The organism is Micromonospora sp. NBRC 107095 (genome assembly GCF_030269705.1).
GTDB lineage: Bacteria > Actinomycetota > Actinomycetes > Mycobacteriales > Micromonosporaceae > Micromonospora > Micromonospora parva.
On the sequence record NZ_BSTU01000002.1, the window covers coordinates 764,425 to 788,685 of the forward strand.

The following is a 24,261-nucleotide window of genomic DNA, read 5'->3' on the forward strand; positions in this document are numbered from 1 at the left end:
GGCGTGGATCTGGACGACATCGCTGCCCGGCTCGGGGTGCCCGTCGAGGAGGTCGACCGCGTGCAGCGGCTCGCCGGTGACGGGCCGTCCGCCCCGTTGCCGGCGAAGGCGGACGCACCCGCGATCCTCGATCGGCTCGCCGTGCCTCCGGACGACGCCGCCGAAATCATGGCGGGCTGGCCGGAGCCGGGCTCTCCGCTGTGGACGGAGGAGCTGCGCTGGTTGCTGGACCGCTCGATCGCAGTGGTCCGCGCCGACCTCGGGGGCTACGACTGGCTGCCGCCCGGCCCGGAGTTGCCGCGAGAGCGGGGGCCCGCCTGGCGGCACCTCTACGTGTACGCGTACCTGGCCCTGGTCGACGTGGTGCGGGGCTACCACAGCGACCACGGCGTCCCCGATGCCGTGTCCTGGGCGACCCTCGCCGACCTGGGCCGCAACCTCGCTGTCGACCGTCGGATGCGCGGTGACGGGTGGCCGGTCATGCAGAGCTGGCTGACGCTGCACTCGCGCGGTGGCCTCTACCAGTTGGGCCGGCTGCAACACCAGCGCGGCGACGGCGCCATCGGTCTACACGTCCCCGAATCGGGGCCGTTGACCCCGCAGGCGGTGGCGGCGTCGCTGGACGAGGCCCGCGCGTTCTTCCCCCGGCACTTTCCCGACGAGCACTACACCAGGTTCTTCTGCGGCTCGTGGCTGCTCGACCCGCAGCTGCGGGAGTACCTTCCGGAGGACTCCAACATCCTGCGGTTCCAGCGCCGGTTCGAGCTGGAACCCCACCAGGAGTCGGAGGTGCCGGACGCCGACATCGAGATGCTGCGGTTCGGGTTCCGCACCCTGACCACGCCGCTCGACGAGTTGCCGCGCCGCACCGTGCTCCAGCGCGCGATCATCGACCACCTGCGGGCCGGCGGCCACTGGCACTGGCGTCGCGGCCACTTCCCGATCTAGACGGCCGGGTCCCACCACGCCCCGTTGGCCGCCGCGTGGGCCGCCGGTTCGATGACCTCCCACGCCTCGGCGATCAACCCGTCGGCGATCCGCAGGACGTCGACCACCACGATCTCCACGTCGGGTAGTCGGCGTCGCGAGTGCACCACCACGTGGTCACCGTCGGCCAGCAGGTGCAGGATGTCGACCCGCATGCCAGCGGTCGGGCCCAGCGCGGCGCGGACGGCGGCGAGCCACTGCGCCCTGGTCGAGGTCGTCGAATCGGACCGGTGATGGATGAAGTCCTCGCTCAGGAACGAGGCGAGCGTGTCGACGTCGCCCGAGTCGACCAGCCCTGCCAACGCGCGTCCGACGATGCTCTTGTTCTCGGTGGTCGTCATGGGCGCCAGTGTTTCCCCGGCCCGGGTGGTTGTCGATGACATCGCACTTCATGGCGTCCGCACCGACGATGGGTAGGCTCATGATCGTGTATGCGGTCGGTGAACTCCTACGGCAGTGGCGCAAGCGCCGAGGGCTCAGCCAACTCGACCTGGCGATCGCCGCGGATGTCTCGGCCCGGCACGTCAGCCTGGTCGAGACCGGCAAGTCCACGCCGAGCGCCGACATGATCCTGCGGCTCGCCGACCAGCTGCACGTGCCGCTGCGTGATCGCAACCAGTTGCTGCTCGCCGCCGGCTTCGCGCCCCGGTACGCGCAGCGTCCGCTCGACGACATCGCCCTGTCCGGTGCCCTCGACGCGGTCCGCAGGGTGCTGCGGGCGCACGAGCCGTATCCGGCGCTGGTCTTCGACCGCCGGTGGAACATCCTGTTGACCAACAGTGCTGTCGACCCGTTCTTCGCGCAGGTGGCCCCCGACCTGTTGCGGCCACCGGTGAACCTGATCCGGCTCGGCCTGGACCCGCGCGGGCTCGCGTCCCTGGTCGTCAACCTGGCGGACGTGCGGGCGGTGTTCCGCAGCCGCGTCGCACGCCAGCTCGCCGCCGCTCCGGACGCGACGCTCGCCGCGCTCTACCGGGAACTGCTCGGCCCGCGGCCCGAGGAGCCGACGAGCGAACGGGTCGACGCCGACGTGGTGCTCCCGATGATCATCCGGGTGGGCGATCGTGAGCTGCGGCTCTTTTCGACCATCACCACGTTCGGCACCCCGACGGACATCACCATCGAGGAGATCGCGGTCGAGTCGTACTACCCCGCGGACGCGGAGAGCGCCGCCTACTTCACACGGTAGGGCCCGACCTGGTCGGTCACCAGGCCGGGCCCCACCGTGCACTCGCCCCCGGTCAGCCGGTGGTCAGGGTGAATTTCTCCCAGGCCCCGACCGACGTACGGTTGGCGATCAGAGATCCGGCCCCGGCGTTCTCGGCGCACACGATCTGGTTGTTGACAGTGGCCCGCAGACCCACCGTCCCATCCGAGTTGGTGATGAGCTGGAAGGTCTCCCACGACCCGACCGCCGTGGCGTTGGCAACCAACGCTCCGGCGCCGGCGTTCGTGGCCGACACGTAGAGCCCGTTGGCGCGTGACCGCAGCGCGATGGTGCCGTTGCCGGCGTCCACCCGGTCGAACTGCTCGGTGCTGCCGACGCTGGCCTTGTTGGCGATCAACGCGGTGCTGCCGACCGCCGACACGTACTGGCTGTTGACCTGCGCCCGCAGCGTGGTCACCGGCGTGCTGCCACCGGTGCCCGTGGTGAAGGTGAACGCGTCCACGTCGAACAGGTAGCCCGAGCCGCCCTTGAACACCAGGTACAGGGTGGTGGACGCGCTGGGCGGGTTGCTGATCGTGCCGGACGCCTCGACGAACGTCTCCCAGTTGCCGGTCACCGGCACCGTGACGGTGCCCAGCAGGGAGCCGGTGGCCGACCCCGCCCGTACCTCGATGGTGCCGCCGGCCCCGGCCGAGGACGCCCGCACGGTGATGCGGTTCGCGTTGGACAGGTTGTACGGCTGGTACGAGATCCAGTCGTTGTTCTCGATGAACCCGGCCGTGCGGCCACCCTCGGCGTTGGTGTGGTCGGTGGCCTGCACGCCCGACGTGGCGCCGAAGTGCTCACCCTGGCGGTGCTTCGGTTGCAGCGTCTTGATGCTGTGCGTGGTCAGCCCGCCGTTGTCGGTGTAGGCGGCGTCGAAGACCCCGTAGATGTTCGCCGCGGAGTCGTGCTCGCCGTCGGTCGGGAGGGTGATCGAGCCGCTGCACCCGTTCTTCGAGGTGATCTGGTGGGCGTGACTGTCGTGGCCCAACGCGTACGTCAGGCTGACCTTGGAACAGTCGATGGTGCCGTCCTGCGGGTCGCTGACGCTGATCTGGTACGACACCGTGTCACCGAAGCTGAACAACTGCCCGTCGGCGGGCGAGGTGAGCGTCACCGTCGGGGCTGTGTTCCCCACGGTGATGACCAGGCTCGCCGTGCCGGTCAACCCATTCGGGTCGGTGACCCTCAAGGTGGGGGAGTACGTGCCGTTCGTGGTGTACGTCTTGGTCGGGTTGGCCGCCGTCGACGTGGTGCCGTCACCGAACGTCCACAGGTAGCTCAACGCCCCACCCTCGGGGTCCGAGCTGCCCGCCGACGAGAAGTTGACCGTCAACGGGTTGGCCCCCGACGTCGGGTTCGCCGAGGCGACAGCGATCGGGTTGCGGTTGCCGCCGCCGATGTACTCGATCCGGAACAGCGCCTGGTTGTTCGAGCCGGTGCCGTAGTCCAGCACGTACAGCGCGCCGTCCGGTCCGAAGGCCATGTCCATGACCTGGGTGCCGGACCACGGGAAGTTGGAGATCTCCCCGCGGGAGCCGTCGGAATTGACAGCGATGGCCTTGATCCAGCGGCGGCCGTACTCACCGGCGAAGAACTGGCCGTTGAGCGACTGCGGGAACTTGATGCTGGAGTTCAGCGACGCGTCGTACCGGTAGACCGGCCCGCCCATCGGCGACTCGGAGCCGCTGCCGAACTCCGACGGTGAGCCGGAGTCGCCGGCGTACTTGATCCAGGCCGGCTTCGCCGCGGGCAGCGTGCCGAGGCCCGTGTTGCGGAACGAGTTGTTGGTCGGCCCTCCCGTGCAGTTGTACTTCGACTGCGACGGCCCGGACGGGAAGGTGTATTCGTTGTATGTTTCGTTGCTGGTGTTGCTGCCGGTGCAGTACGGCCAGCCGAAGTTGCCCGGCCCGGTGATGCGGTTGAACTCCACCTGACCCTGCGGACCCCGGCTGGAGTTCGTGCTTCCCGCGTCCGGGCCGTAGTCGCCGAGGTAGACCACACCGGTCGCCTTGTCGACGCTCATCCGGAACGGGTTGCGCAGCCCCATCGCGTAGATCTCGGGGCGGGTGTTGGCCGTGCCGGGCGCGAACAGGTTGCCCGACGGGATGGTGTACGTGCCGTCCGCCTGCGGCTTGATCCGCAGCAGCTTGCCCCGCAGGTCGTTGGTGTTGGCCGCCGTGCGCTGGGCGTCGAACTGCGGGTTGCGGTTGGTCCTCTCGTCCAGCGGCGCGTAGCCGGACGACTCGAACGGGTTGGTGTCGTCGCCGGTGGTCAGGTACAGGTTGCCGGCGGCGTCGAAGTCCAGGTCGCCGCCGACGTGGCAGCACTGCCCACGGTCGTTGGCGACCTGGAGCACGATCTTCTCGCTGCTCAGGTTGAGCGTGTCGTCGGAGTTGAGGGTGAACCGGGACAGCCGCAGGTGCCCCTTCCACCGGTCCCAGTCCGACTGTGAGCCGGTGGTGGGTGCGTCCCCGGACGGGGTGCTCAGCGTGGGCGAGTAGTACAGGTAGATCCACCGGTTGGTGGCGAAGTTGGGGTCAACGGCGACGCCCTGCAACCCCTCCTCGTCGTGGGTGTAGACGGACAGGGTGCCGGAGACCTTGGTGTTGCCGGCCACGTCGGTCACCCGCAGCACGCCGTTTCGGGCGGTGTGCAGGACGGAGCGGTTGGGCAGCACGGCCAGGGACATGGCCTCACCCAGCTCGGCGGAGCCGGTGGCGAGCTTGACCTGTTGATAGTCGGAGGCGGGAATCACCACCGCCTGGGCGGTGGACGGTGCAGCCACAGCGAGGGCCGCGCTCGCGACGGTGAGCACCGCCGCGAAGAGCGCCCGGGGCCAGCGCCGGGGGTACGAGGGCATGATCGTCCTTTCTCGACGACCGGGGGACGGGCGCGCGGGGGCGCACCACGACCAGGTGGGGTGGTGGAGAACGAGCGGGGGATCAGGTCAGTTGGTGGTGACCAGGTCGAACTTCTCCCACTGACCGATGGAGGTCCGGTTGGCGATCAGCGGGGAGGACCCACCGTTGTCGGCGGAGACGTACCGGTTGTTGACAGTGGCCCGCAGGCTCACCGTGCCGTCGGAGTTGCGGACGAGCTGGAACGTCTCCCAGGAGCCGGCGGAGGCCCGGTTGGCGATCAGTGCGGACGATCCGGAGTTCTCCGCCGCGACGTACTGCGAGTTGCTCTTGGCCCGCAGTGCCACGTTGCCGTTGGCGAGGTTGACCAGGTCGAACCGCTCGCTGGTGCCGACGGAGGTCTTGTTGGCGATCAACGCCGTGGTCGAGTTGGGCGCGCTCACGTACTGGTTGTTCGCGCGGGCCCGCAGCGTCGAGCCACTGGCGGTGGGCGGCGGGGTCGTCGTACGCGGCGAGCAGTCGGCGGTCACCGAACCGGCGGCGACCTGGAGGCCGCCGAGCAGCATCCGGGTGAAGTTCGGGTCGGTGTACGACGCCTCGGTGTGCCCGAGGCCGGTGTACCAGGCCCGTCCGCCGCCGTACGCCTTGCACCAGGTGATCGGGTGGTCGCCGTTCATGTTGCCGCCGCTGTAGGACGACTCGTCGAGGTTGGCGAGGACCCGCGCGCTGGAGCGGGGGTTGGTGCGGTAGTTGTACCACTCGTCGGAGCGGACCCAGTTCGCCGGGAGGTGGGCGGTCGACGGGTTGGTCTGATCCTCGATCCGTACGGTCGCGTTCTGGATCGCCGGGTGCGAGTCGAAGTACGCGCCGACCAGCTGGCCGTACCACGGCCAGCTGTACTCGGTGTCGGCCGCGGCGTGTACGCCGACGTACCCGCCGCCGGCGGCAATGTACGACTCGAAGGCGGTCTGCTGGCTGGCGTTGAGGACGTCGCCGGTGGTCGACAGGAAGACCACCGCCTGGTACTGGGCCAGGTTGGACGTGGTGAACTGGGCGGCGTCCTCGGTGGCGGTGACGGTGAAGCCGTTGGCGGAGCCGAGCTGCTGGATCGCGGCGATGCCGTTGGGGATCGACGAGTGCCGGAAGCCGGCGGTCTTGCTGAACACCAGGACCTTGGTCAGTGGTGCCGCCGATGCGGGGGTCGGCAGGGCGACCAGGCTGGCCAGCATGACGGCCAGCCCGGTGACGAGTGCCAACAGGCGGGGACGGGAACGCATGGTTGTGCTCCTCTGCTGAGCGTCGACCTCAGGGGCGTGCACGCAGGCAGGCCGGAGGCCGCGATGGCGGTGGTGCGGAAGCCGGGCCGCCGATGCTCGGCTGAGGTGATACGGGGTGGTGGGGTGGGGCGCGGAAGCCAGCCGACGGTCTCGGACCACCCACAGTGGACGATCAGAGTTCATCGATTGACATCGTTGACGCAGTAAACCTCCGATGTCTACGCCCCGTCAAGCCCACCGCTGCGGCGGCCGGCCGTCGCGCGGCCGGCCTCGGACGCCCTATGCGCTGCTGGTCCCGCGGGTCGCCATCAGAATGAGGTCGGCGATCGCTTCGGGGTGGGTGACCATCGCGAGATGCGATGATTCGACCTCGATGGTGGTCGCGTTCATCCGATCGGCCAGGAAGCGCTCCAACTCCGGAGCTGTCGTGCGGTCCTGCGTGGAGATCGAGTAGTAACACTGTCGGTCCCGCCACGCGGCCGTCGTGGTGCGGCCCTGGAAGAGGTCGTCGGCGATGGGACCCTGCACCGCGTACAGGGCGCGGGCCCGAGCCTCGTCGATTCCCCCGGCGAAGTCGGTCAGGAAAGCGCTCTCGCTGAGCTGCGCGTACCCGTTGTGGTGCACCAGGCCGGCGTTCGCCGGCGGCGTGGGGTATCTGGCCGCGAGCGCGCCGTAGTCCTCGCCGGCGTCCGGCGCGCGGGCCGCGACGTACACCAGGGCGGTGACCCTCGGGTGGTTGCCGGCCTCGCTGATGACCGTGCCGGCCCAGGAGTGGCCCGCCAGCACCGTCGGGCCGTCCTGCCGGTCCAGAGCGCGGTTGGTGGCGGCGACGTCGTCGGCCAGCGAGGTCAGCGGGTTCTGGACCGCGGTGACCGTCAGCCCGGCCCGCTGCAGCAGCGGGATGACGTCGGACCAGGAGGAGCCGTCGGCGTACGCGCCGTGGACCAGGACGACGTTGCGGGCGGGCCCGGCCGAAGACGTGTCGCTCATCCGAAAACCTCCGCGCGCGGCCGACGACAGCTCTCGCCTGCCACTCTTCCCCACGCCGGTCGGGCCGGTGGGCCAAACGCCCAGGCTTCAGCCGCTCTAGCGCACCGGGTCCGGTGTGCGGGCGTTCCAGTTCAGGCGGTCGCGGTATCGGTGTCGCATGACCATCCAGCTGACCGAGAACGGAATGGCCCCCATGGCCACGACTCCCAGGACGTCCGCGCCGACCACGTCGAAGACCGCCCCGACGTCACCGAAGAGCTGAGCGACCGTCTGGAAGGCGACGTGCAGACCGACTCCGGCCCAGATGTCGCCGGTGGCGGCGCGGAACGCACCCAGCAGCAGTGCGAAGACGAGGAAGAGTGCCAGTCGGTCGACGGATCGGGCGGCCCCGATGAGGAACCCGAACAGGGTGAACAGCACCGCCTGCCCGAGGACCGCCTGCCAGGCTGGTAGCCGGGTGGCGAGGTTGTGCTGCAGGTACCCGCGGAAGATCAGCTCCTCCGGCAGCGCCTCCTTCAGGAAGACCAGCACCACCAGCAGCGCTGCCACGCGCACCACGTCCCCGACGGACGTCCGGACGCTGATCTCGACCCAGCCGAAGCCGAGGCAGAGCGCGAACCCCGCCGCTGCGGGGACGAGCCAGCAGGCCATACCGAGCAGCAGATGCCGCCAGCCGACGCGCAGCGACGGCAGCCCGAGACCGGCCCACGGGCGTCGGTCCAGGACGCGACGGGCGACAACCACCAGGGGTACGACGGCAGCGGTGGTGAGCACCGCCCCGACCGCGTGGGTGGGCCGGTCGTAGTCACGGTCGAGCAGAGCCCGCAGGAACAGCCAGACCAGCACGGCGGCGGTGGCCACGACGACGATCCGCCAGGGCAGGGCGAGACGGGGTCCGGCGCTCACCCCGCGCAGCGTAGCCAGCGGGGTCAACGGCGGACCGTCAACGGCCCAGGACGAGGTAGGCGAGGCCGAGGACACCTCGGTAACCGTCCACGTACTCACGCAACCGGTCGTCGAGTTCCGCGCGGACGTCGGCCGCACGGGGATCCTCCGGGTACGCCAGCAGCCACTCCTGCCGGCCGGCGAGCCAGGTGGATTCGAAGTCGTCCCATTCCCGCTGGTCGGCGGTGCTCAGGTGCAGCAGCCGCCAGCCGCGCTCGCGGGCGGCCTCGATCAGTCCGGGGAGGGTCGCGACGTCCGGGCCGAAGACCTCGGCGATCTCCGCGGTGGGGGACCGTTCCCAGTAGGCGTCGCCGAAGAGCAGTCGCCCACCGGGCCGTACCACGGTGGCGAGGGCGTCGAGGGCCGCCGCGGTGCCGCCGAAGGCGTGTGCCGAACCGATGCAGAGGACCCGGTCGGCCGGCTCCTGCCAGGCGGCCGCTTCCCCCATCACGAAGGCGACGTGCCGGTTCAACGACCGACCCGCGGCGAGCCGCCGCCCGCGGGCGAGGGCGGCCTCATCGGTGTCGACGCCGACGCCCCTCGTCGCGACCGGGCCGGACACACCGCCGGCGGCGACCGCCCGCAGCAGCAGCTCACCCCAACCGCAGCCGAGGTCGAGCACGCGCGCGCCGGGGCGGACGTCGAGCCGTTGCAGCAGCAGCGCGGCGTGTTCCGGCGAGAGCGGAGTGTTCCAGCGCATCCGGGCGTAGCGGCTGGCGGCGAGGTGGTCGGTGGACTGCATCCGGTCACTCTGTCAAGGCGTGCGCCGGTGCCGGCACCGGGGCGTACGGCAGGATCGGGGCCGTGGACGCGGAGCGCGCGGGGCCGCCGCGACGGCCGACCCCGCAGGAGGTGGCGGCGGCGGCCGGCCGGGGTCTACCGGACATCATCGGCCCCGGGCTGCGCGTGCTGTTCTGCGGCTACAACCCGGGCCTCTACTCGGCCGCCGTGGGGGAACCGTTCGCCCGCCGGGGCAGCCGCTTCTGGCCGGCCCTGCACGGGGCTGGCTTCACCGACCGCCAGCTGCGCTCGTGGGAGAGCGACGAACTGCTGCGGCAGGGCCTGGGCATCACCAGCCTGAGCAACCGGGCCACCGCCCGCGCGGACGAGCTGACGTCGGAGGAGTTGGTGGCCGGGGTCACCGGGTTGGCCCTGAAGGCCGAGCGCTACCGGCCGCGGTGGGTGGCGATCCTCGGGGTGACCGCGTACCGGGTCGCCTTCGCCCGACCGGCGGCCGGTCTGGGTCCGCGACCGGAGCCGCTCGGGCCGGCCCGGGTCTGGGTGCTGCCGAACCCCAGTGGCCTGAACGCGCACTTTCCCCTGCCGGCGCTGACCGCCGAGTTCGCCAGGCTGCGGCGGGAAGTCGACGCCTAGCTGGCCGTCGCGGCGGCCAGCCCCTGGTAGTACTGCTGCATCGCCGGGTGGTAGTCGTCGAACTCCGGGCGGGGTGAGCCGTCGCGGGAGGCGACCAGCAGGTCCAGGTAGTACTCCCAACCGGCGCCCACCTCGGCGATGCCATCCACGCTGCTCAGGTGCTGCACGAACCGCAGCTCGGTGGTGCCGTCGGTCTCGGTCAGCGACAGCTCCAGCAGCCAGGTGCCGTGTTCGTCGATCATCGACACGGCGAGGTGCCTCGGCGCTTCACACGCGTCGATGCGCACCGCGCACCAGGGCTGCTGCTCCTCGTACGCCATCTGGACCTGGATGGTCCGTCCGGGCCCGGCGTCGCCCTCCCACGGGCCGAACCAGCGGGCGGTGCGCTCCGGCTCGGTCAGGCTGGCCCAGACGTCCTCCAGCGGGGCGCGGAAGGTCCGGGTGAGGACGAGATCGTGCCCGGTGGCGGTGCGGAACAGGCGTCCTGCGGGTGTGCGGGTCATGCCGTGTGCTCCCTTCGGTGCTCCGCCGGGCCACGGCTGCGGCGCTCTCGGCGGGTGCGATAGACCTCGGTCTCCAGCGCGTCGAGGTGCCGCTCCCAGCGGTCGACGGTGGCGAGCCCGGTGAGCCAGTCGAGCAGTGGGGCGAGCGGGCCGGGGTCGAGGCGGTAGATCCGCTGCCGTCCGACCACCTCGTCACGGACCAGCCCGCTCTCCCGTAGCAACCGTAGGTGGCGGCTGATGGCGGGTCGGCTGATCGTGAACCGCGCGGCGATGGCGCCGGCGGAGAGGGGCTCGTCGCGCACCATGCTCAGGATGCGCCGGCGCACCGGATCCGCGATCGCGACGGCCACCTCATCCACCCCAGAAGCGTAACCCATAGGTTACGGGTTTGTGCGTTGTGGACCTCGACACGGCAGACGCTGCGTCGATGGTGGGCACATGATCACCTGGCCTGGCACTCTGGACGGCATGGCCGCCCTGCTTCGCTCCCGCCTGACCGACTGGACCTTCGCCGTACCCGTGCTCGCTCTGCTGGTGTTGGTCGCCACCTGGGGGCGGGACCTGCCCGGCCTGCTCATCGTGGTGGTCGCGGTGCTGCTGGGCGGTGCCGTGCTCGCGGCCGTGCACCACGCGGAGGTGGTCGCCCACCGGGTGGGGGAGCCGTACGGGTCACTCGTGCTCGCCGTCGCGGTCACCGTGATCGAGGTCGCCCTCATCGTCACACTGATGATCAGCGGGCCGGAGAAGACCCAGTCGCTCGCCCGGGACACCGTCTTCGCCGCCGTCATGATCACCTGCAACGGGATCCTCGGCCTGTCCCTGTTGCTCGGGGCGCTGCGCCGTCGGGTCGCGGTGTTCAACCCCGAGGGCACCGGCGGGGCCCTGGCCACCGTGGTCACCCTGGCCACCCTGAGTCTGGTCATCCCGACCTTCACCACGGCCCGGCCCGGCCCGGAGTTCAGCCCGGCCCAGCTCGCGTTCGCCGCCGTCGCCTCGCTGGCGCTCTACGGGCTGTTCGTCCTCGTACAGACCGGCCGGCACCGCGACTACTTCCTGCCGGTCGACAGCCAGGGCAAGGTGATAGACGCGGAGGAGCACGCCAAGCCGCCGAGCACCCGGGCGGCCCTGATGAGCCTGGGGCTGCTGCTGGTGGCACTGGTCGCCGTGGTCGGCGACGCCAAAACCGTCTCACCGACCATCGAGGCCGGCGTCGCCGCGGCGAACCTGCCGCACGCGTTCGTCGGCGTGATCATCGCCCTGCTGGTGTTGCTGCCGGAGACCCTGGCCGCAGCCCGCGCCGCCCGCCGTGACCGCGTGCAGATCAGCCTGAACCTCGCGCTCGGCTCGGCGATGGCCAGCATCGGCCTGACCATCCCGGTCATCGCGGTGGCCTCGATCTGGCTGGAGGGCCCGCTGCTGCTCGGCCTCGGCGGCACCCAGCTCGCCCTGCTCGCGCTCACCGCCGTGACCGCCGTACTCACCGTGGTGCCCGGCCGGGCCAACGTGTTGCAGGGCGGCGTACACCTGGTGCTGCTGGCGGCCTTCGTCTTCCTGGCCGCCAGCCCGTGACGCTTCCTGGCCGCCAGCCCGTGACGCTTCCCGGCCGCCAGCGTGTGACGCGGCACGGCCGGCCGGCTCAGCCCGTGCCGCGGCACGGCCCGTCGGCCCAGTCGGTGGGTGGCGGGTCGCCCGCGAGACGTTCCGCGCGGGCGTTCAGGTAGCGCTGCTGCGCCAGGTTCGTCGAGCGCGCCGCCGCCATCCGGTACGCCTCGCGCGCCGCGACCCGCTCACCCTCCCGCTCCAAGAGGTGGGCGCGGGCGGCCGGCAGCCGAGGGTCGTCGGCGAGTCGAGGGTCGTCGGCCAGGTCGGCGAGCAGCGCCAACCCGGCCGGCGCGCCCCGACTCATCGCCACCGCCACCGCGTGGTTGAGCGCCACCACCGGGTTGTCGGACATCCCGAGGAGCACCTCGTACAGGGCGGTGATCTGCGCCCAGTCGGTGGCCGCCGCGCTGGGCGCCTCGTCGTGCACGGCCGCGATGGCCGCCTGGAGCTGATACGCCCCGACGACCCCGCGCGGCAGCGCACCGGTGATCAGCTCGACTCCTTCGGCGATCTGGTCGGCCCGCCACCGCGTGCGGTCCTGCTCGGCCATCGGCACCAGCTCGCCGTGCGCGCCGATCCGCGCCGGAGCGCGGGCGTCGGTGAGCAGCATCAACGCGAGCAGCCCGGTGACCTCGGGATCGTCGGGCAGCAGCCGGTGCACCAGGCGGGCCAACCGGATCGCCTCGGCGGTCAGGTCCGCCCGCAGCAACCCGGGCCCGGCGGTACGGGCGTACCCCTCCGTGAAGATCAGGTAGAGCACGTGCAGCACGGCGGCGAGCCGGTCGGCGCGCTCCGGGCCGGTGGGCGGCGCGAACCGCAGCCCACTGTCGCGGATGCGCTGCTTGCCCCGGCTGATCCGCCGGGTCATCGTGGCCTCCGGCACCAGGAACACCCGCGCCACCTCGGCGGTGCTCAACCCGCCCACCGCGCGCAGCGTGAGCGCGATCTGCGAGGCCGGCGAGAGCGCCGGATGGCAGCACAGGAACAGCAGGATGAGCGTGTCGTCGGCGTCCGCCGCTTCACGGTCGGCGGCGGGCGCGTGCCACTGCTCGGGCAGCGTCCACCGCGCCACGGTGTCCTCCCGCCGCATCCGGGCCTGCTCGCGCCGCAGCAGGTCGGTCAGCCGGCGGGACGCCACGGTGATCAGCCATCCCCGGGGGTTGTCCGGTACGCCGTCGCGCGGCCACCCGTCGGCCGCGGCGATCAACGCCTCCTGCACCGCGTCCTCGGCGGTGTCGAAGTGCCCGAAGCGGCGGACCAGCGCGCCGAGGACCTGCGGCGCCAGTTCGCGCAGCAGGTCCTCGGCGGGAGTTTCCGGCACGTGTCAGCCGGCCAGGTCCTCGACACCGTCGAGCACCGGTCGCACGTCCACGTACCCACCGGGGGCGTCCGGGTCGACGAGGCCGGCGGCGATCTCGGTGGCCCGATCGAAGCTGGCGCACTCCACGATGGTGTAACCGGCGAGGACCTCCTGCGTCTCCGGGTACGGGCCGTCGGTGATCACTGGCGCTCCCTCGCGGACCTGCACCCGGCGGGCGTGTACCGGTTCGCTCAGGCCCCGGGCGTCGACCAGTTCCCCGGACTCGGCCAGCGCCTGGTGGAAGGTCTCCATGTGGTGGTGCATCGCCGCGATCTGCTCGGCCGACATCGCCGGCCGGTCGGAAGCCCGTCCGGACAGCACGTCGTAGTCCTGCTGCGATCCGTAGAGCAAGATCATGTACTTCACAGTGACCCTCCTGTCTCCGGTGCCGCCCGGCACCGCTCACCAGAAACGTCGAACCCCAACCCCGCTCCCGGACACTCCCACCCCACCCGACCTGTTGATCAAGAAGTTTGCGTCACGACACGCCGGGCGGGCTGACGCCAACCTCTTGATCACCGATGAGCGAGGGGGTGGTGGGTGGGACCTAGGTTGGTGGCATGACTGTGGTGTGGGTGGTGGTGGGGGCCTTCGTGGTGGTGGCGGGGGCGGCTTGGGCGGCGGTCGTTCGGCGGGGGCGGGGGGTGGACGTCGCCGACGATCCGGCGGCCGGGCGGGAGGCCCGGGGTCGGCAGCACCGGTACGAGGCCGAACGGCACGGTGACCAGGGTGACACCTGGCAGCGCGGGCGGGAGTCGAGCGGCTGACCGGTCCACCTGACCGTCCGGGCGGCGACGCTCGGCGTGAACCGTCTGGGCGCGGTCTGCGTGAATCCGGTGGTGGGCGTGACGGCCGTATCGTCGGGGTACATCGCAGCCCGAGCACGGATGTCTGGGGAGGCACAGTGGCGGCACGGTTCGGACGCGACGCGCGGGGGCCGTTGGCGGGCCTGCTGATCGCGGCACTGGTGTCACTCGCCTGCGCCGGCGGTGGGCTGGTGGAGCCGGAGGCCGAGCGCCCCGGGGCGAACCCGCCGGCCGCCTCCCCGGGGCCGAGCACCACCCGGGCCGACAGCACCACCAGCGTCGCCGAGTTCGAGCAGGACGTCGCCGACGCGCAGGCGGTCGCCGAGCGGTACTGGGCGGCCCAGTTCAAGGAATCGGGGCAGCAGTTCCGACCGATCCGGCAGATCATTCCGTACCAGCGCGACGGCGAGGTGTCCTGCGGTGGGCAACGGCTGCCCCGCAACAACGCGGTCTACTGCTCGCGGGGCGACTTCATCGCCTACGACGTCGCCTGGTCGGTGGCGGCGTTCCGCCAGGTCGGCGACGCGTTCGTCTTCTACCTCCTCGGGCACGAGTACGCGCACGCCATCCAGGTGCGGCTCGGCATCAACTACAGCTTCACCATCCAGCAGGAACTGCAGGCCGACTGCATGGCCGGGGCGTACCTCGGCGACTCGGTGCGCTCGGGTGCCCTGACCCTCGCCGAGGGCGACCTGGACGAGTTCCGGGAGGGGCTGACGGCGGTCGGCGACGACCCCGACCAGCCGTGGTTCGCCGAAGGCGCGCACGGCACCGCCGAGCAGCGCACCGACTCGTTCTTCCGGGGCTACGAGGGTTCCCTGAAGGAGTGCGACCTGGGCTGACTGGGTTGCCCGGGTCACTCCGGCGCCCGTTGCCGCCACCGGACAGGCGCGGTGCTGGCAGGATCGCCGGTGTCGCCCACGACCCTGGAGGCTCCGCTGAGCAGCACCTACCCCGCCGCAGTGCTCTTCGACATGGACGGCACGCTGGTCGACAGCGAGAAGCTGTGGGACGTCGCGTTGCAGGAACTCGCGAAGGAGTACGGCGGGGAGCTCTCCGTCGACGCCCGCCAGTCGATCGTCGGCACCGCCATGGCCGAGTCGATGCGCATCCTGCACGACGACCTGGGCCAGCCCGAACGGGATCCGGAGATCAGCGCGGCGTGGATCAACGCCCGGATCCTGGAGCTGTTCCGCACCGGCCTGCCCTGGCAGCCGGGTGCGTTCGAGCTGGTGCACGCGGTCCGCGCGGCGGGAATCCCCACCGCGCTGGTCACCTCCAGCCCTCGGGCGCTGGTCGAGATCGCCCTGGACACCCTCGGCCGGGACAACTTCGACACGGTGGTCGCCGGCGACGAGGTGGTAGCCGCCAAGCCGCACCCCGAGCCCTACCTGACCGCGGCCCGGCTGCTGGGTGTGCCGATCGGGCGGTGCGTGGCGATCGAGGACTCACCGACCGGGGTGGCCAGCGCGGTCGCCTCGGGCGCGGCGGTGCTCGCCGTACCGGCGGAGGTGGCGTTGCCGAGCACTGTCGGCGTACTCCAGGTGCAGAGCCTGACCGGTGTGGACCTGGCGTTTCTCGCGGCCCTGCTGGCCGACCGGGCCGCAGCCTGACGCGCGAAGGGGCCCCCGCGGTGCGGGAGCCCCTTCGACTGCGGCGTCAGTCGTGGGCGATGGCGCCCAGCACGTTGATCCGGGCCGCCCGGACGGCCGGGAGCACCGCGGCCACCACGCCGATGACGGCGGCGAGACCGAGGAACACCCCCATCTGCCCCCAGGGCAGGATCAGGTCGGTGATGCCCTCGTCCTTGAGCGCCTCGACCACCGCGGCGCCGAGACCGGTGCCCACCACCACGCCGAGCAGCGCGCCGAACACCGAGATCACCACCGCCTCCACGGTGATCATCCCCATGGTCTGGGACCGGCGCAGGCCGATCGCCCGCAGCAGACCCAACTCGCGGGTCCGCTCCAGCACCGACAGGGCCAGGGTGTTGATGATGCCTAGCACGGCGATCACGATGGCCAGCGCGAGCAGGATCTGGATCATCGTGAGCAGCCCGTCGAGCGAACTCGTCTGCTGCTTGATGAACGCGTCCCGGTCGGCCACCGACACCTCGGGGCTGTCCGCGAGCAACGCCTCCACCTGCGGTTGCACGTCGGAGACCCGGGTGCCCGGTGCCAGCTGGATGAAGCCCTGGATGGGCTGCGGAATGGCGAAGTTCTTCGCCGCCGCCGGCGGCAGCGTCACCGGGTTGGTCAGCTGTGACGACTTGTAGATGCCGCTGACCGTGTAGGTGCGGGCCTCGCCCCGGGTCAGCTGCACCGTCACCGTCGAGCCGACCGACCAGCCACGGGAGGTGGCCGTGTCCGAGCTGGCCAACATCTGCGTCGGCCCGATCCGGTCGATGTCACCGGCGGTGGGCTTCGCCCCGAAGATCTGCCGCAGCGACGCCGGGTCGCTGCTCGCCGCCACCCAGGTGCTCTCCCCGTCGATCTTCGCCATGTCGCCGTACTCGCCGTCGACCAGCTGCACACCGGGCAGGGCCTTGGCCCGGTCCAGCACCCCCGGGTCGAACGACGGCGGACGCGGGCCGCCCTGCACGCCGGCGATCACCAGCTCGGCCTTGATGGTGTCCTGGGCGAGCGCGCTGATGCTGCCCTTGGCCGAGTCGAGGATGACAGTGACACCGGTGACCAGCGCGATGCCGACCATCAGCGCGGCGGCGGTGATCGCCGTGCGGCGCGGGTTGCGCCCGGAGTTGAGCCGGCCCAGCTTGCCCGGCACCGACCAGGAGAAGATCGCGCCCAGCAGGCTCACCACCGGCCGGCTGATCAGCGGGGTCAGCAGCGCCACCCCGATGAAGGCGAACAGCACCCCACCGAGGATGGTGGACAGCGTCTGGCCGCCGGCGTTGCCGCTGAGCCCGAGGAACAGCAGCACCGCGCCGACGCCGGTGACCAGCGATCCGGCCACGGTGACCTTGGTCAACGGCCGGTCCGGGGTGGCCACGTCCTGCATGGCCGCGATCGGCGGGATCCGCGACGCCCGCAGCGCCGGCAGCAGCGCCGCGACCACGGTGATCACCAGACCGACGGCGAACGCACCGATCACCGCCGCCGCCGGTACGCCGATCCCGGCCAGGGTGAGCCCACCCGCGAACTTGCCGAACAGGAACGCCAGCAGCGCGCCCACCCCGATACCCGCCGCCAGGCCGAGCACCGACGCGATCAACCCCACGGCGATGGCCTCCAGCACCACCGAACCGATGATCTGCCGCCCGCTGGCCCCGATGGCGCGCATCAGCGCCAACTCCCGGGTCCGCTGCGCCACGATGATCGAGAACGTGTTGAGGATCAGGAAGGTGCCCACCAGCAGCGCCACCGCGGCGAAACCGAGCAGGATCTTGTTGAAGAAGGACAGGCCCTCCTTCAGGCCACCCGCGGCGTCCGCGGCCAACTGCTCGCCGGTCTTCACCTCGAAGTCCGCCCCGAGGGCACGGCTCACGTCGTCGCGCAGCGTCTCGTCGGAGACCCCGCCGGCGGCGCGCACGGTGATGTTGCTGAACACGTCCGGCTCGCCGAGCATCAGCCGCTGCGCGACCGGCGTGGTGAAGAAGACCTCGTTGGCACCACCGATCGAGTCCCGGTCACCGCTGTAACCGACGACACCGACCAGGGTGAAGTCCCGCTTCTTCGACTCGAACGCGGTGAGCACGCCGACCTTCTGGCCGACCTGCACCTTCGCGGCCGTGGCCAACGCCTTGTTGATGACGATCTCGTCCTCGGCCTGCGGCGCGCGCCCCTCACGCAGCCGCAGCAGCTCGCCCTCGCCGGTCCAGTTCTCGCCCAACTGCGGCGGACCGAACGAGGTCACCACCTTGCCGTTGCTGCCGATGATCCGGGCGCCGTCGGCGGCGACGACACCGGTAGCCGACGCCACCCCCGGCACCTGCGTGACCCGGTCCACCACGGCGGCGGGCAGCGCGGAGGCGGTCTGCTCACCCTCCATCTCGTTGACCTGCACCTTCGGCTTCGCCGCGACGTTCACGTCGACCTCCGAGTAGGCGTCGGCGAAGATCGAGTCGAAGGAGCGACCCAGCGTGTCGGTGAGCACGAACGCGCCGGAGACGAACATCACCCCGAGCACCACCGCCAGGCCGGACAGGATCAGCCGGACCTTGCGGGCCAGCAGACTCTTCAGCGTCGCGCGGAACATCAGTTGCCCACCTCGGCCGGAGCGTCCAGCTTCTTCATGGTGTCCAGCACCGTCTCGGCGGTCGGCTCGATCAGCTCCGAGACGATCTCACCGTCGGCGAGGAAGACCACCCGGTCGGCGTACGCGGCGGCCGTCGGGTCGTGGGTGACCATCACGATGGTCTGGCCGTGCTCGCGCACCGAGTCACGCAGGAAGGTGAGCACCTCCGCGCCGGAGCGCGAGTCCAGGTTGCCGGTCGGCTCGTCCGCGAAGATCACCTCAGGGCGGGAGACCAGCGCCCGCGCGCACGCCACCCGCTGCTGCTGCCCACCGGAGAGCTGCGCCGGCCGGTGGTCCAGCCGGTCCTTCAGACCCACCGTCGCGATCACCGTGTCGTACCAGGCCGGGTCCGGCTTACGCCCGGCGATCGACAACGGCAGCAGGATGTTCTCCTTGGCGGTCAGCGTCGGCAGCAGGTTGAACTGCTGAAAGATGAAGCCCACCTTGTCGCGCCGCAGCTTCGTCAGGCCCGCGTCGCCCAGACCGGTGACCGTCGTCTCGCCGATCGCCACCGTCCCCCGGGTCACCGAGTCCAGACCGGCCAGGCAGTGCATCAGCGTCGACTTACCGGAACCCGACGGGCCCATGATCGCGGTGAAGCGGCCACGTTCGAACTCGGCGCTGACCCCCCGCAGCGCGATGACCTGAGCCTCGCCGCTGCCGTACACCTTCCACACGTCGTTCGCCCGGGCCGCGGCCTGCGCCTGCTGGCCTACCGTCGCGGTCACGTCATCTACCTCTTCCGTCTGTCCGAAAATGCACGCCGCCCCCGATGGTCCGGCGCGACTGTTCAATCATCGGTGCTGTCCTCGCCCGCCCCGTCCGACCCTGGGGGGACCTGGCGCGGATTTCCCGCTGCGGGTGCACCCCTATGTCGGATCAGGGTTGCCCCTGACCTGACGGCCGGTCGACCGTTTTTCCCCACTCGGCGGCGGTGGCCGCACCGACACTTCCACCTGACGCCACAGGAGGGTCAACCGAACCGAACCATCTCCGGTCACGGTAGGTGACGATGGCAACGCCAGCCGTCCCCCCACGGAGGGATCTTCGAGTACGCCAGGTGAGGTAGCCGGGCCGGTGCCGGCTACGCCCGGGGGCGGACCAGCCCCGACTCGTACGCCAGCACGACCGCCTGCACCCGGTCGCGCAGCCGCAGCTTGGTCAGCACGTGCCCGACGTGGGTCTTGATGGTGGTTTCGCTCACCGACAGGACCCTCGCGATCTCGGCGTTGGACAACCCCCGGGCGACCTGCACGAGCACCTCACGCTCCCGGTCGGTGAGCGCGTCGAGCGCCGCCGACGGCGTCACCGCCGGGTCGGGCAGCAGCTCCGCGAAGCGGTCCAGCAGTCGCCGCAGAATCCGGGGCGCCACCACCGCGTCGCCCCCGGCGACAGTGCGGATCGCCGCGATCAGGTCCTCGGCCGGCACGTCCTTGGCCAGGAACCCGCTGGCGCCGGCCCGCAACGCGCCCACCACGTACTCGTCCAGGTCGAAGGTCGTCAGCACCAGCACCCGTACCGGCAGTCGGGCGTCGACGATCGCCCGGGTCGCCGCCACCCCGTCCATCCGGGGCATCCGGATGTCCATCAGCACGACGTCCGGCAGCAGCCGGCGGGACAACTCCACCGCCTCCACCCCGTCACCGGCCTCGGCCACCACGTCGAGGTCGCTCTCGGCGCCCAGCACCATCCGGAACCCGGTCCGCAGCAGCGGCTGGTCGTCGGCGAGCAGGATCCGCACCGGCCGCGCCGAGGGTGCCTCATCGCTCATCTCGTCTCCCGTCCCACCGGCCTCGTGGCGCGGTCATCCTCGCCCACCGAAGCCGGTGCGTCGCGGATCACCGTAGAGGCCGGCCGGTCGCCCTGTCCCGACCGATGCGGCGCCGTTCCGGTCGGTTCACCGGCGTCGGGCGCGCCCCGGGGTCGACCGGCGACGCCGCGCCGGGGCAGGCACGTCGGTCAGCGGGCGCTCACTCGTCGGCGCCCGGTGCCACCGGGGTGGACCGGGAGTCGCGCAGCGGGTCGGCGCTCGCGGCGGCGACCGGGAACGGCGGCGGGGTGCCGCCGAAGCTGGGACACAGCGCCTGGTGGCTGCACCAGTCGCAGAGCCGGCTCGGTCGGGGCCGGAAATCCTGCCGGGCGGTGGCCTGCTCGATCGCCCGCCACAGCGCCACCACCGTGCGCTCGAAGCGCACCAGCTCGTCGGCGTCCGGGGTGTAGTCCAACACCTCGGCGTCGCGCAGGTAGAGCAGGCGTAGCACCCGCGGCACCACCCCCCGGGTGCGCCACAGCACCAGGGCGTAGAACTTCAGCTGGAACAGCGCCCGCGCCTCGAACGCCTCCCGTGGGGCGCCGCCGGTCTTGTAGTCGACCACCCGCAGCGCGCCGTCCGGGGCGACGTCGAGCCGGTCGAGGTAGCCCCGGATCAGCAGTTCCTCGTCGACGACCGCGGAGATGAGGCTCTCGCGTTCGGCCGGCTCCAGCCGGGTCGGGTCCTCCACCGCGAAGTAACCCTGCAACAGCCCGGCCGCCGAGCGGAGGAACTCCACCGGGCCGGCCGGCTCCGCGTCGTCGAAGATCCCGGCCAGCTCCGGCTGCTCGGTGACCAGTCGGTCCCACTGGGGGGCCACCAGGTCGCCGGCCGCCTCCGGCGTACGGCCGGTGGCGGGCAGGTCGAACAGGCGCTCCAGCACCGCGTGCACCAGCGTGCCCCGGGCCTGCTCGATGGTGGTGCGCTCGGGCAGCCGGTCGATGCTGCGGAACCGGTAGAGCAGCGGGCAGGTCTTGAAATCCGCCGCCCGCGACGGCGACAGCGAGGCCCGCACCGTCGGCGGCGCCTGCACCGCGGGGGAGGGCTGGGAGGTGGTGACCGATTCCGCCGTCATGTCGGCAAAGGTTAGGGCACCGGTGTGACACCGCCCGCCGCCCGCCCCGCACAGCGGCGGTCCGTAGCATCGTGGCGATGGAGCAGACAACCCGGCCACCGCGCCGACCAGACCGGCGTCTCGGCCTGAACGTCGGGCGGGTGTTCGGGGTGCCGCTGCACCTCAACGGCTCGATGGTCCTGCTCGCGGTGCTCATCGCGGTGCTGTACGGCGAGTTCGCCCGCCGGCAACTGGGCCTGCCGCAGCTCAGCGGCTACCTGATCGGCTTCGGGTTCGTCGTGTCGCTGCTCGGTTCGGTGCTGCTGCACGAGCTGGGCCACGCCCTCACCGCCCGCCGGTACGGCATCGGTGTGCGCGGGATCACCCTGGAGCTGCTCGGCGGCTACACCGAGATGGACCGGGACGCCCCGTCGCCCCGCGTCGACCTGCTGGTCTCGCTGGCCGGCCCGGCGGTCTCCGCGGTGCTCGGCGTCCTGGCGGTCGCCGCCACCCTCGCCCTGCCCGAAGGGACCGTGGCCCACCAGCTCGCCTTCCAGCTCGCGGTCAGCAACGTCATCGTGGCGCTGTTCAACAGCCTGCCCGGGCTGCCGCTCGACGGCGGCCGGGCGCTGCGCGCCGCCGTGTGGATGCTGACCCGCGACCGGCACCTCGGCACCGAGGTCGCCGGATGGGCCGGCCGGATCGTCGCCGTCGGCACCGCGGCCCTGGTGCTGCTGCTCACCGTCGAGCGACGGCTCGCGCCGCTGGCGCTGCCACTGATGCTGCTGGTCGCCGTCACCCTCTGGCGCGGCGCCGGGCAGTCGATCCGGGCCGCCCGGGTCAGCCGCCGGTTCCCGCTGATCGACCTCGCCCGGCTGGCCCGCCCGGCCTGGCCGGTGGCCACCGGCACGCCGCTGGCCGAGGCCGAGCGCCGGCGCGCCGAGAGCGGGCAGCCGAACGCCGCGCTGCTGGTCACCGACTCCACCGGTCGACCGGTGGCGCTGGTCGACCCGACCGCCGCCGACGCGGTGCCGGTCGAGCGCCGACCGTGGCTGGCGGTGGACGCCGTCGCCCGGTCGCTGGGCACACTTCCCACGTTGTCGCTCGGGTGGGACGGCGAGCGGGTGATGGAGGCCGTACAGACCCACCCGGGCGCGCAGTACGTGGTGACGTCAGGCGAAGATGTCGTCGGCATTCTGCACATCGCGGACCTGGCACAGCTCCTCGAACCCAACCGGAAGATGACACCGTGACCGCAACTCCCTCCACCGTCGCCGCCGACGCCGCCACCCCGGCGCTGACACCCGTGCACCGCGGGCCGTTCCGGCCCGGCGACCGGGTCCAGCTGACCGACCCCAAGGGGCGGATGCACACCGTGACGCTGGAGCCCGGCAAGGAGTTCCACACCCACCGCGGCATCCTGGCGCACGACGCGCTGATCGGGCTCCCCGACGGCAGCGTGGTGACCACCTCCGGTGGCGGCACCGCGTTCCTGGCCCTGCGGCCACTCCTGTCGGACTACGTGCTGTCCATGCCACGCGGCGCCCAGGTGATCTACCCGAAGGACTCGGCGCAGATCGTCGCGATGGGTGACATCTTCCCCGGTGCGAAGGTCCTGGAGGCCGGCGCCGGCTCCGGCGCGCTGAGCTGCTCCCTGCTGCGCGCCGTCGGCACCGAGGGCGAGCTGCACTCGTTCGAGCTGCGCGACGACTTCGCCCAGATCGCCAAGCGCAACGTCGAGGCGTTCTTCAACGGGCCGCACCCCTCGTGGAACCTGCACGTCGGCGACGTCGCGCAGTGCCAGGAGACCGGCTTCGACCGGATCATCCTGGACATGCTGACCCCCTGGGAGACCCTCGACATGGTCGAGCGGGCGCTGGTGCCCGGCGGGGTGTTCATCGGTTACGTCGCCACCACACCGCAGCTCTCCGAGCTGGTGGAGGCGCTGCGTGAGCGCGGCGGCTGGACCGAGCCGCGGGCCTGGGAGTCCCTGGTGCGCGACTGGCACGCCGAGGGCCTCGCCGTCCGCCCCGACCACCGGATGATCGCGCACACCGCCTTCCTGGTGTCCGCGCGCAAGCTGGCCCCGGGGGTCACCGCGCCGCCGCGTCGCCGCAAGCCCAGCAAGGGCACCGAGGCGTACGCGCAGCGCCGCCAGGACCTGCGCGAGGCGGAGGCGGCCCGACAGGCCGCCGCCGCCCAGGCCGCGGGCGCTCAGGCCAACGGTACGGGGGAGATGGACAGGCCGTGACCATCGAGCTGGGTGTCGGCACCGCCGAGCAGGGGGAGACGCTGGCATGAGCCGACCGGGCTACGGCGGTGGAGACCTCCCCGCGGTCTTTCCCGACTGGTCGCCCTACCAGGACCTGGAGTCCGCGGCGCGGGCCTACCTGCGGGACCCGGACGTCGCCCTGGAGGCGCTCGGTGGCGTGCTGCGCGGCGCGTCGGTGCTCGGTTTCACCCTGGAACGTTTCGTCAACGAGGTCAACGGGGTGTGGCAGGAGGTCGTCGTCTGTGACGGCAGCCGGCTCATCCTCTGGCACGGCGAGGACGTACCTCCGGAGGAGGGCCCACCCGGCTCGATGACGTCGTCGCTGCGGGTGGTGCCGGTCTCCACCGTCACCGAGGTGGGCTGCCGGCGGCGGCTCAACCGTTCCGACAGCGGCGAGATCCGGGTCGACAGCATCGACGTCTACCTGCTGCTCACCTCGTTGGACGAGGCGCCGCCGAGCGAGGAGATGGCCGGCACGCCCCGGCACGACGCGCTGCGGTTCGGCAAGACCCTCGACGACGGCGGGGCCGGGCAGATCGCCCGGTTGGAGGAGTTCGCGCGGTTGGTCGCCTCGGTGGTCGGCCGGCCGATGCTCTGAGGCGTACCCGGGTTCTGGACCCGGCCGGGTCGCGCGGCCCGGCCGGTGGGTCAGTCGTCCTCGGCCTCCGGGCCGGCGACCTCGACGCCGTCGCCGCGCACCACGTGGATGCAGTCGCCCGGGCACTCCTTCGCCGAGTCGATCACCTCGAGTCGCAGGTGCGCGGGGACGTCGACCCGACTGCCCGGTGCCATCCGCAGCTCACCGTCGGCGCCCTTGACGTAGGCCAGGCCGTCGATGTCGAACTCGAAAACCTCCGGCGCGTACTGCACGCAGAGCCCGTCGCCGGTGCAGAGATCCTGGTCGACCCAGACCTGCAACTCGTCGGTCGCGACCTCGGCCACCGGTGCACCCCCCA

The 24,261-nt window shown here is 71.7% G+C and carries 25 protein-coding genes; 10 read left to right on the plus strand and 15 right to left on the minus strand.

What is annotated here, in order from left to right:
- Window positions 1-3: 3 nt before the first annotated feature.
- Window positions 4-948, plus strand: a complete 945-nt coding sequence (locus tag QSK15_RS15910) for an acyltransferase domain-containing protein (protein ID WP_285794957.1) — start codon at window positions 4-6, stop codon at window positions 946-948.
- Here QSK15_RS15910 and QSK15_RS15915 read toward each other — a convergent pair.
- The gene (locus QSK15_RS15915) at window positions 945-1,328 is read right to left on the minus strand and encodes a nuclear transport factor 2 family protein (RefSeq protein WP_285794958.1); all 384 of its coding nucleotides are present in this window, start codon (window positions 1,326-1,328) and stop codon (window positions 945-947) included. The genes QSK15_RS15910 and QSK15_RS15915 overlap by 4 nt on opposite strands.
- 80 nt (window positions 1,329-1,408) lie before the next feature.
- Here QSK15_RS15915 and QSK15_RS15920 point away from each other — a divergent pair, with 80 nt between their 5' ends.
- Window positions 1,409-2,176, plus strand: a complete 768-nt coding sequence (locus tag QSK15_RS15920; RefSeq protein ID WP_285794959.1) for a helix-turn-helix domain-containing protein — start codon at window positions 1,409-1,411, stop codon at window positions 2,174-2,176.
- Window positions 2,177-2,228: 52 nt separating this feature from the next.
- Here QSK15_RS15920 and QSK15_RS15925 read toward each other — a convergent pair whose 3' ends face one another.
- The 5 genes from QSK15_RS15925 to QSK15_RS15945 form a co-directional block, all read right to left on the minus strand.
- A complete protein-coding gene (locus QSK15_RS15925) occupies window positions 2,229-5,060 on the minus strand; it encodes a PQQ-dependent sugar dehydrogenase (protein ID WP_285794960.1) in 2,832 nt (943 codons plus the stop codon).
- Window positions 5,061-5,147: 87 nt separating this feature from the next.
- Complete coding sequence (locus QSK15_RS15930) at window positions 5,148-6,287, minus strand: ThuA domain-containing protein (RefSeq protein ID WP_502889619.1); 1,140 nt, start codon at window positions 6,285-6,287, stop codon at window positions 5,148-5,150.
- A gap of 327 nt (window positions 6,288-6,614) precedes the next feature.
- Window positions 6,615-7,325 carry an alpha/beta fold hydrolase gene (locus tag QSK15_RS15935; RefSeq protein WP_285794962.1) on the minus strand — a complete coding sequence of 237 codons (711 nt, stop codon included), beginning with the start codon at window positions 7,323-7,325 and terminating at the stop codon, window positions 6,615-6,617.
- A 96-nt stretch (window positions 7,326-7,421) separates the two neighbouring features.
- Window positions 7,422-8,231, minus strand: coding sequence for a CPBP family intramembrane glutamic endopeptidase (locus tag QSK15_RS15940; protein WP_285794963.1), 810 nt, complete (start codon window positions 8,229-8,231; stop codon window positions 7,422-7,424).
- A gap of 37 nt (window positions 8,232-8,268) precedes the next feature.
- Window positions 8,269-9,012, minus strand: coding sequence for an SAM-dependent methyltransferase (locus QSK15_RS15945; RefSeq protein WP_285794964.1), 744 nt, complete (start codon window positions 9,010-9,012; stop codon window positions 8,269-8,271).
- Window positions 9,013-9,074: 62 nt separating this feature from the next.
- Here QSK15_RS15945 and mug point away from each other — a divergent pair, with 62 nt between their 5' ends.
- Window positions 9,075-9,644, plus strand: a complete 570-nt coding sequence (gene mug / locus QSK15_RS15950; protein WP_285794965.1) for a G/U mismatch-specific DNA glycosylase — start codon at window positions 9,075-9,077, stop codon at window positions 9,642-9,644.
- Here the strand turns inward: mug and QSK15_RS15955 are convergent.
- Window positions 9,641-10,147 (minus strand): SRPBCC family protein, encoded by a 507-nt coding sequence (locus QSK15_RS15955; RefSeq protein ID WP_285794966.1) that lies wholly within the window; start codon window positions 10,145-10,147, stop codon window positions 9,641-9,643. The two genes, mug and QSK15_RS15955, sit on opposite strands and share 4 nt — an antisense overlap.
- The gene (locus tag QSK15_RS15960; protein WP_285794967.1) at window positions 10,144-10,506 is read right to left on the minus strand and encodes an ArsR/SmtB family transcription factor; all 363 of its coding nucleotides are present in this window, start codon (window positions 10,504-10,506) and stop codon (window positions 10,144-10,146) included. Before QSK15_RS15960 ends, QSK15_RS15955 begins: the two co-directional genes overlap by 4 nt.
- Window positions 10,507-10,615: 109 nt before the next feature.
- On the opposite strand from QSK15_RS15960, the gene QSK15_RS15965 reads away from it, so the two are divergent.
- Window positions 10,616-11,716: a calcium:cation antiporter gene (locus QSK15_RS15965; RefSeq protein WP_285795138.1), complete on the plus strand. Its 1,101-nt coding sequence runs from the start codon at window positions 10,616-10,618 to the stop codon at window positions 11,714-11,716.
- A 67-nt stretch (window positions 11,717-11,783) separates the two neighbouring features.
- Here QSK15_RS15965 and QSK15_RS15970 read toward each other — a convergent pair whose 3' ends face one another.
- Window positions 11,784-13,070: an RNA polymerase sigma factor gene (locus QSK15_RS15970; protein WP_285794968.1), complete on the minus strand. Its 1,287-nt coding sequence runs from the start codon at window positions 13,068-13,070 to the stop codon at window positions 11,784-11,786.
- A gap of 3 nt (window positions 13,071-13,073) precedes the next feature.
- On the minus strand, window positions 13,074-13,466 hold the full coding sequence (locus QSK15_RS15975; protein WP_279516394.1) for a YciI family protein: 393 nt from the start codon (window positions 13,464-13,466) through the stop codon (window positions 13,074-13,076).
- Window positions 13,467-13,669: 203 nt separating this feature from the next.
- Between QSK15_RS15975 and QSK15_RS15980 the strand changes: the two genes are divergently transcribed.
- The 3 genes from QSK15_RS15980 (at window position 13,670) to QSK15_RS15990 (ending at window position 15,528) form a co-directional block, all read left to right on the plus strand.
- Window positions 13,670-13,876, plus strand: coding sequence for a hypothetical protein (locus tag QSK15_RS15980; RefSeq protein WP_285794969.1), 207 nt, complete (start codon window positions 13,670-13,672; stop codon window positions 13,874-13,876).
- Window positions 13,877-14,013: 137 nt separating this feature from the next.
- A complete protein-coding gene (locus QSK15_RS15985; RefSeq protein ID WP_285794970.1) occupies window positions 14,014-14,757 on the plus strand; it encodes a neutral zinc metallopeptidase in 744 nt (247 codons plus the stop codon).
- 120 nt (window positions 14,758-14,877) lie between these two features.
- Entirely contained in the window at window positions 14,878-15,528 is a 651-nt protein-coding gene (locus tag QSK15_RS15990) for an HAD family hydrolase (protein WP_285795139.1), read from the plus strand.
- A gap of 46 nt (window positions 15,529-15,574) precedes the next feature.
- Here QSK15_RS15990 and QSK15_RS15995 read toward each other — a convergent pair whose 3' ends face one another.
- The 4 genes from QSK15_RS15995 to QSK15_RS16010 all read right to left on the minus strand — a co-directional run bounded on the left by QSK15_RS15995 (window position 15,575) and on the right by QSK15_RS16010 (window position 21,054).
- Window positions 15,575-18,130, minus strand: coding sequence for an ABC transporter permease (locus QSK15_RS15995; RefSeq protein WP_285794971.1), 2,556 nt, complete (start codon window positions 18,128-18,130; stop codon window positions 15,575-15,577).
- Complete coding sequence (locus QSK15_RS16000; protein ID WP_285794972.1) at window positions 18,130-18,897, minus strand: ABC transporter ATP-binding protein; 768 nt, start codon at window positions 18,895-18,897, stop codon at window positions 18,130-18,132. The genes QSK15_RS15995 and QSK15_RS16000 overlap by 1 nt, the downstream gene beginning before the upstream one ends.
- A gap of 356 nt (window positions 18,898-19,253) precedes the next feature.
- A complete protein-coding gene (locus tag QSK15_RS16005; protein ID WP_285794973.1) occupies window positions 19,254-19,940 on the minus strand; it encodes a response regulator in 687 nt (228 codons plus the stop codon).
- Between the two features lie 199 nt (window positions 19,941-20,139).
- Window positions 20,140-21,054, minus strand: a complete 915-nt coding sequence (locus QSK15_RS16010; protein ID WP_285794974.1) for a RecB family exonuclease — start codon at window positions 21,052-21,054, stop codon at window positions 20,140-20,142.
- Between the two features lie 140 nt (window positions 21,055-21,194).
- Here QSK15_RS16010 and QSK15_RS16015 point away from each other — a divergent pair, with 140 nt between their 5' ends.
- The 3 genes from QSK15_RS16015 to QSK15_RS16025 are packed head-to-tail and all read left to right on the plus strand — an operon-like array spanning window position 21,195 to window position 23,903.
- Complete coding sequence (locus tag QSK15_RS16015; RefSeq protein ID WP_502889620.1) at window positions 21,195-22,286, plus strand: site-2 protease family protein; 1,092 nt, start codon at window positions 21,195-21,197, stop codon at window positions 22,284-22,286.
- On the plus strand, window positions 22,283-23,284 hold the full coding sequence (locus QSK15_RS16020) for a tRNA (adenine-N1)-methyltransferase (RefSeq protein ID WP_030332881.1): 1,002 nt from the start codon (window positions 22,283-22,285) through the stop codon (window positions 23,282-23,284). The genes QSK15_RS16015 and QSK15_RS16020 overlap by 4 nt, the downstream gene beginning before the upstream one ends.
- 46 nt (window positions 23,285-23,330) lie before the next feature.
- Window positions 23,331-23,903 (plus strand): hypothetical protein, encoded by a 573-nt coding sequence (locus tag QSK15_RS16025; RefSeq protein ID WP_030332883.1) that lies wholly within the window; start codon window positions 23,331-23,333, stop codon window positions 23,901-23,903.
- A gap of 50 nt (window positions 23,904-23,953) precedes the next feature.
- Here the strand turns inward: QSK15_RS16025 and QSK15_RS16030 are convergent, their stop codons facing one another.
- Window positions 23,954-24,247: a ferredoxin gene (locus QSK15_RS16030; RefSeq protein ID WP_279516391.1), complete on the minus strand. Its 294-nt coding sequence runs from the start codon at window positions 24,245-24,247 to the stop codon at window positions 23,954-23,956.
- Window positions 24,248-24,261: the final 14 nt, after the last annotated feature.

What these genes read in the sequence shown, in the direction of transcription:
- QSK15_RS15980 (WP_285794969.1), top strand. Translation starts at nt 13,670, where the DNA reads ATGACTGTGGTGTGGGTGGTGGTGGGGGCCTTCGTGGTGGTGGCGGGG.
- QSK15_RS15935 (WP_285794962.1), bottom strand. Translation starts at nt 7,325, where the DNA reads ATGAGCGACACGTCTTCGGCCGGGCCCGCCCGCAACGTCGTCCTGGTC.
- QSK15_RS15925 (WP_285794960.1), bottom strand. Translation starts at nt 5,060, where the DNA reads ATGCCCTCGTACCCCCGGCGCTGGCCCCGGGCGCTCTTCGCGGCGGTG.
- QSK15_RS15920 (WP_285794959.1), top strand. Translation starts at nt 1,409, where the DNA reads ATGATCGTGTATGCGGTCGGTGAACTCCTACGGCAGTGGCGCAAGCGC.
- QSK15_RS15975 (WP_279516394.1), bottom strand. Translation starts at nt 13,466, where the DNA reads ATGATCTTGCTCTACGGATCGCAGCAGGACTACGACGTGCTGTCCGGA.
- QSK15_RS16025 (WP_030332883.1), top strand. Translation starts at nt 23,331, where the DNA reads ATGAGCCGACCGGGCTACGGCGGTGGAGACCTCCCCGCGGTCTTTCCC.
- QSK15_RS15930 (WP_502889619.1), bottom strand. Translation starts at nt 6,287, where the DNA reads ATGCTGGCCAGCCTGGTCGCCCTGCCGACCCCCGCATCGGCGGCACCA.
- QSK15_RS15945 (WP_285794964.1), bottom strand. Translation starts at nt 9,012, where the DNA reads ATGCAGTCCACCGACCACCTCGCCGCCAGCCGCTACGCCCGGATGCGC.
- QSK15_RS15915 (WP_285794958.1), bottom strand. Translation starts at nt 1,328, where the DNA reads ATGACGACCACCGAGAACAAGAGCATCGTCGGACGCGCGTTGGCAGGG.
- QSK15_RS16005 (WP_285794973.1), bottom strand. Translation starts at nt 19,940, where the DNA reads ATGAGCGATGAGGCACCCTCGGCGCGGCCGGTGCGGATCCTGCTCGCC.
- QSK15_RS15995 (WP_285794971.1), bottom strand. Translation starts at nt 18,130, where the DNA reads ATGTTCCGCGCGACGCTGAAGAGTCTGCTGGCCCGCAAGGTCCGGCTG.
- QSK15_RS15965 (WP_285795138.1), top strand. Translation starts at nt 10,616, where the DNA reads ATGGCCGCCCTGCTTCGCTCCCGCCTGACCGACTGGACCTTCGCCGTA.
- QSK15_RS15955 (WP_285794966.1), bottom strand. Translation starts at nt 10,147, where the DNA reads ATGACCCGCACACCCGCAGGACGCCTGTTCCGCACCGCCACCGGGCAC.
- QSK15_RS16010 (WP_285794974.1), bottom strand. Translation starts at nt 21,054, where the DNA reads ATGACGGCGGAATCGGTCACCACCTCCCAGCCCTCCCCCGCGGTGCAG.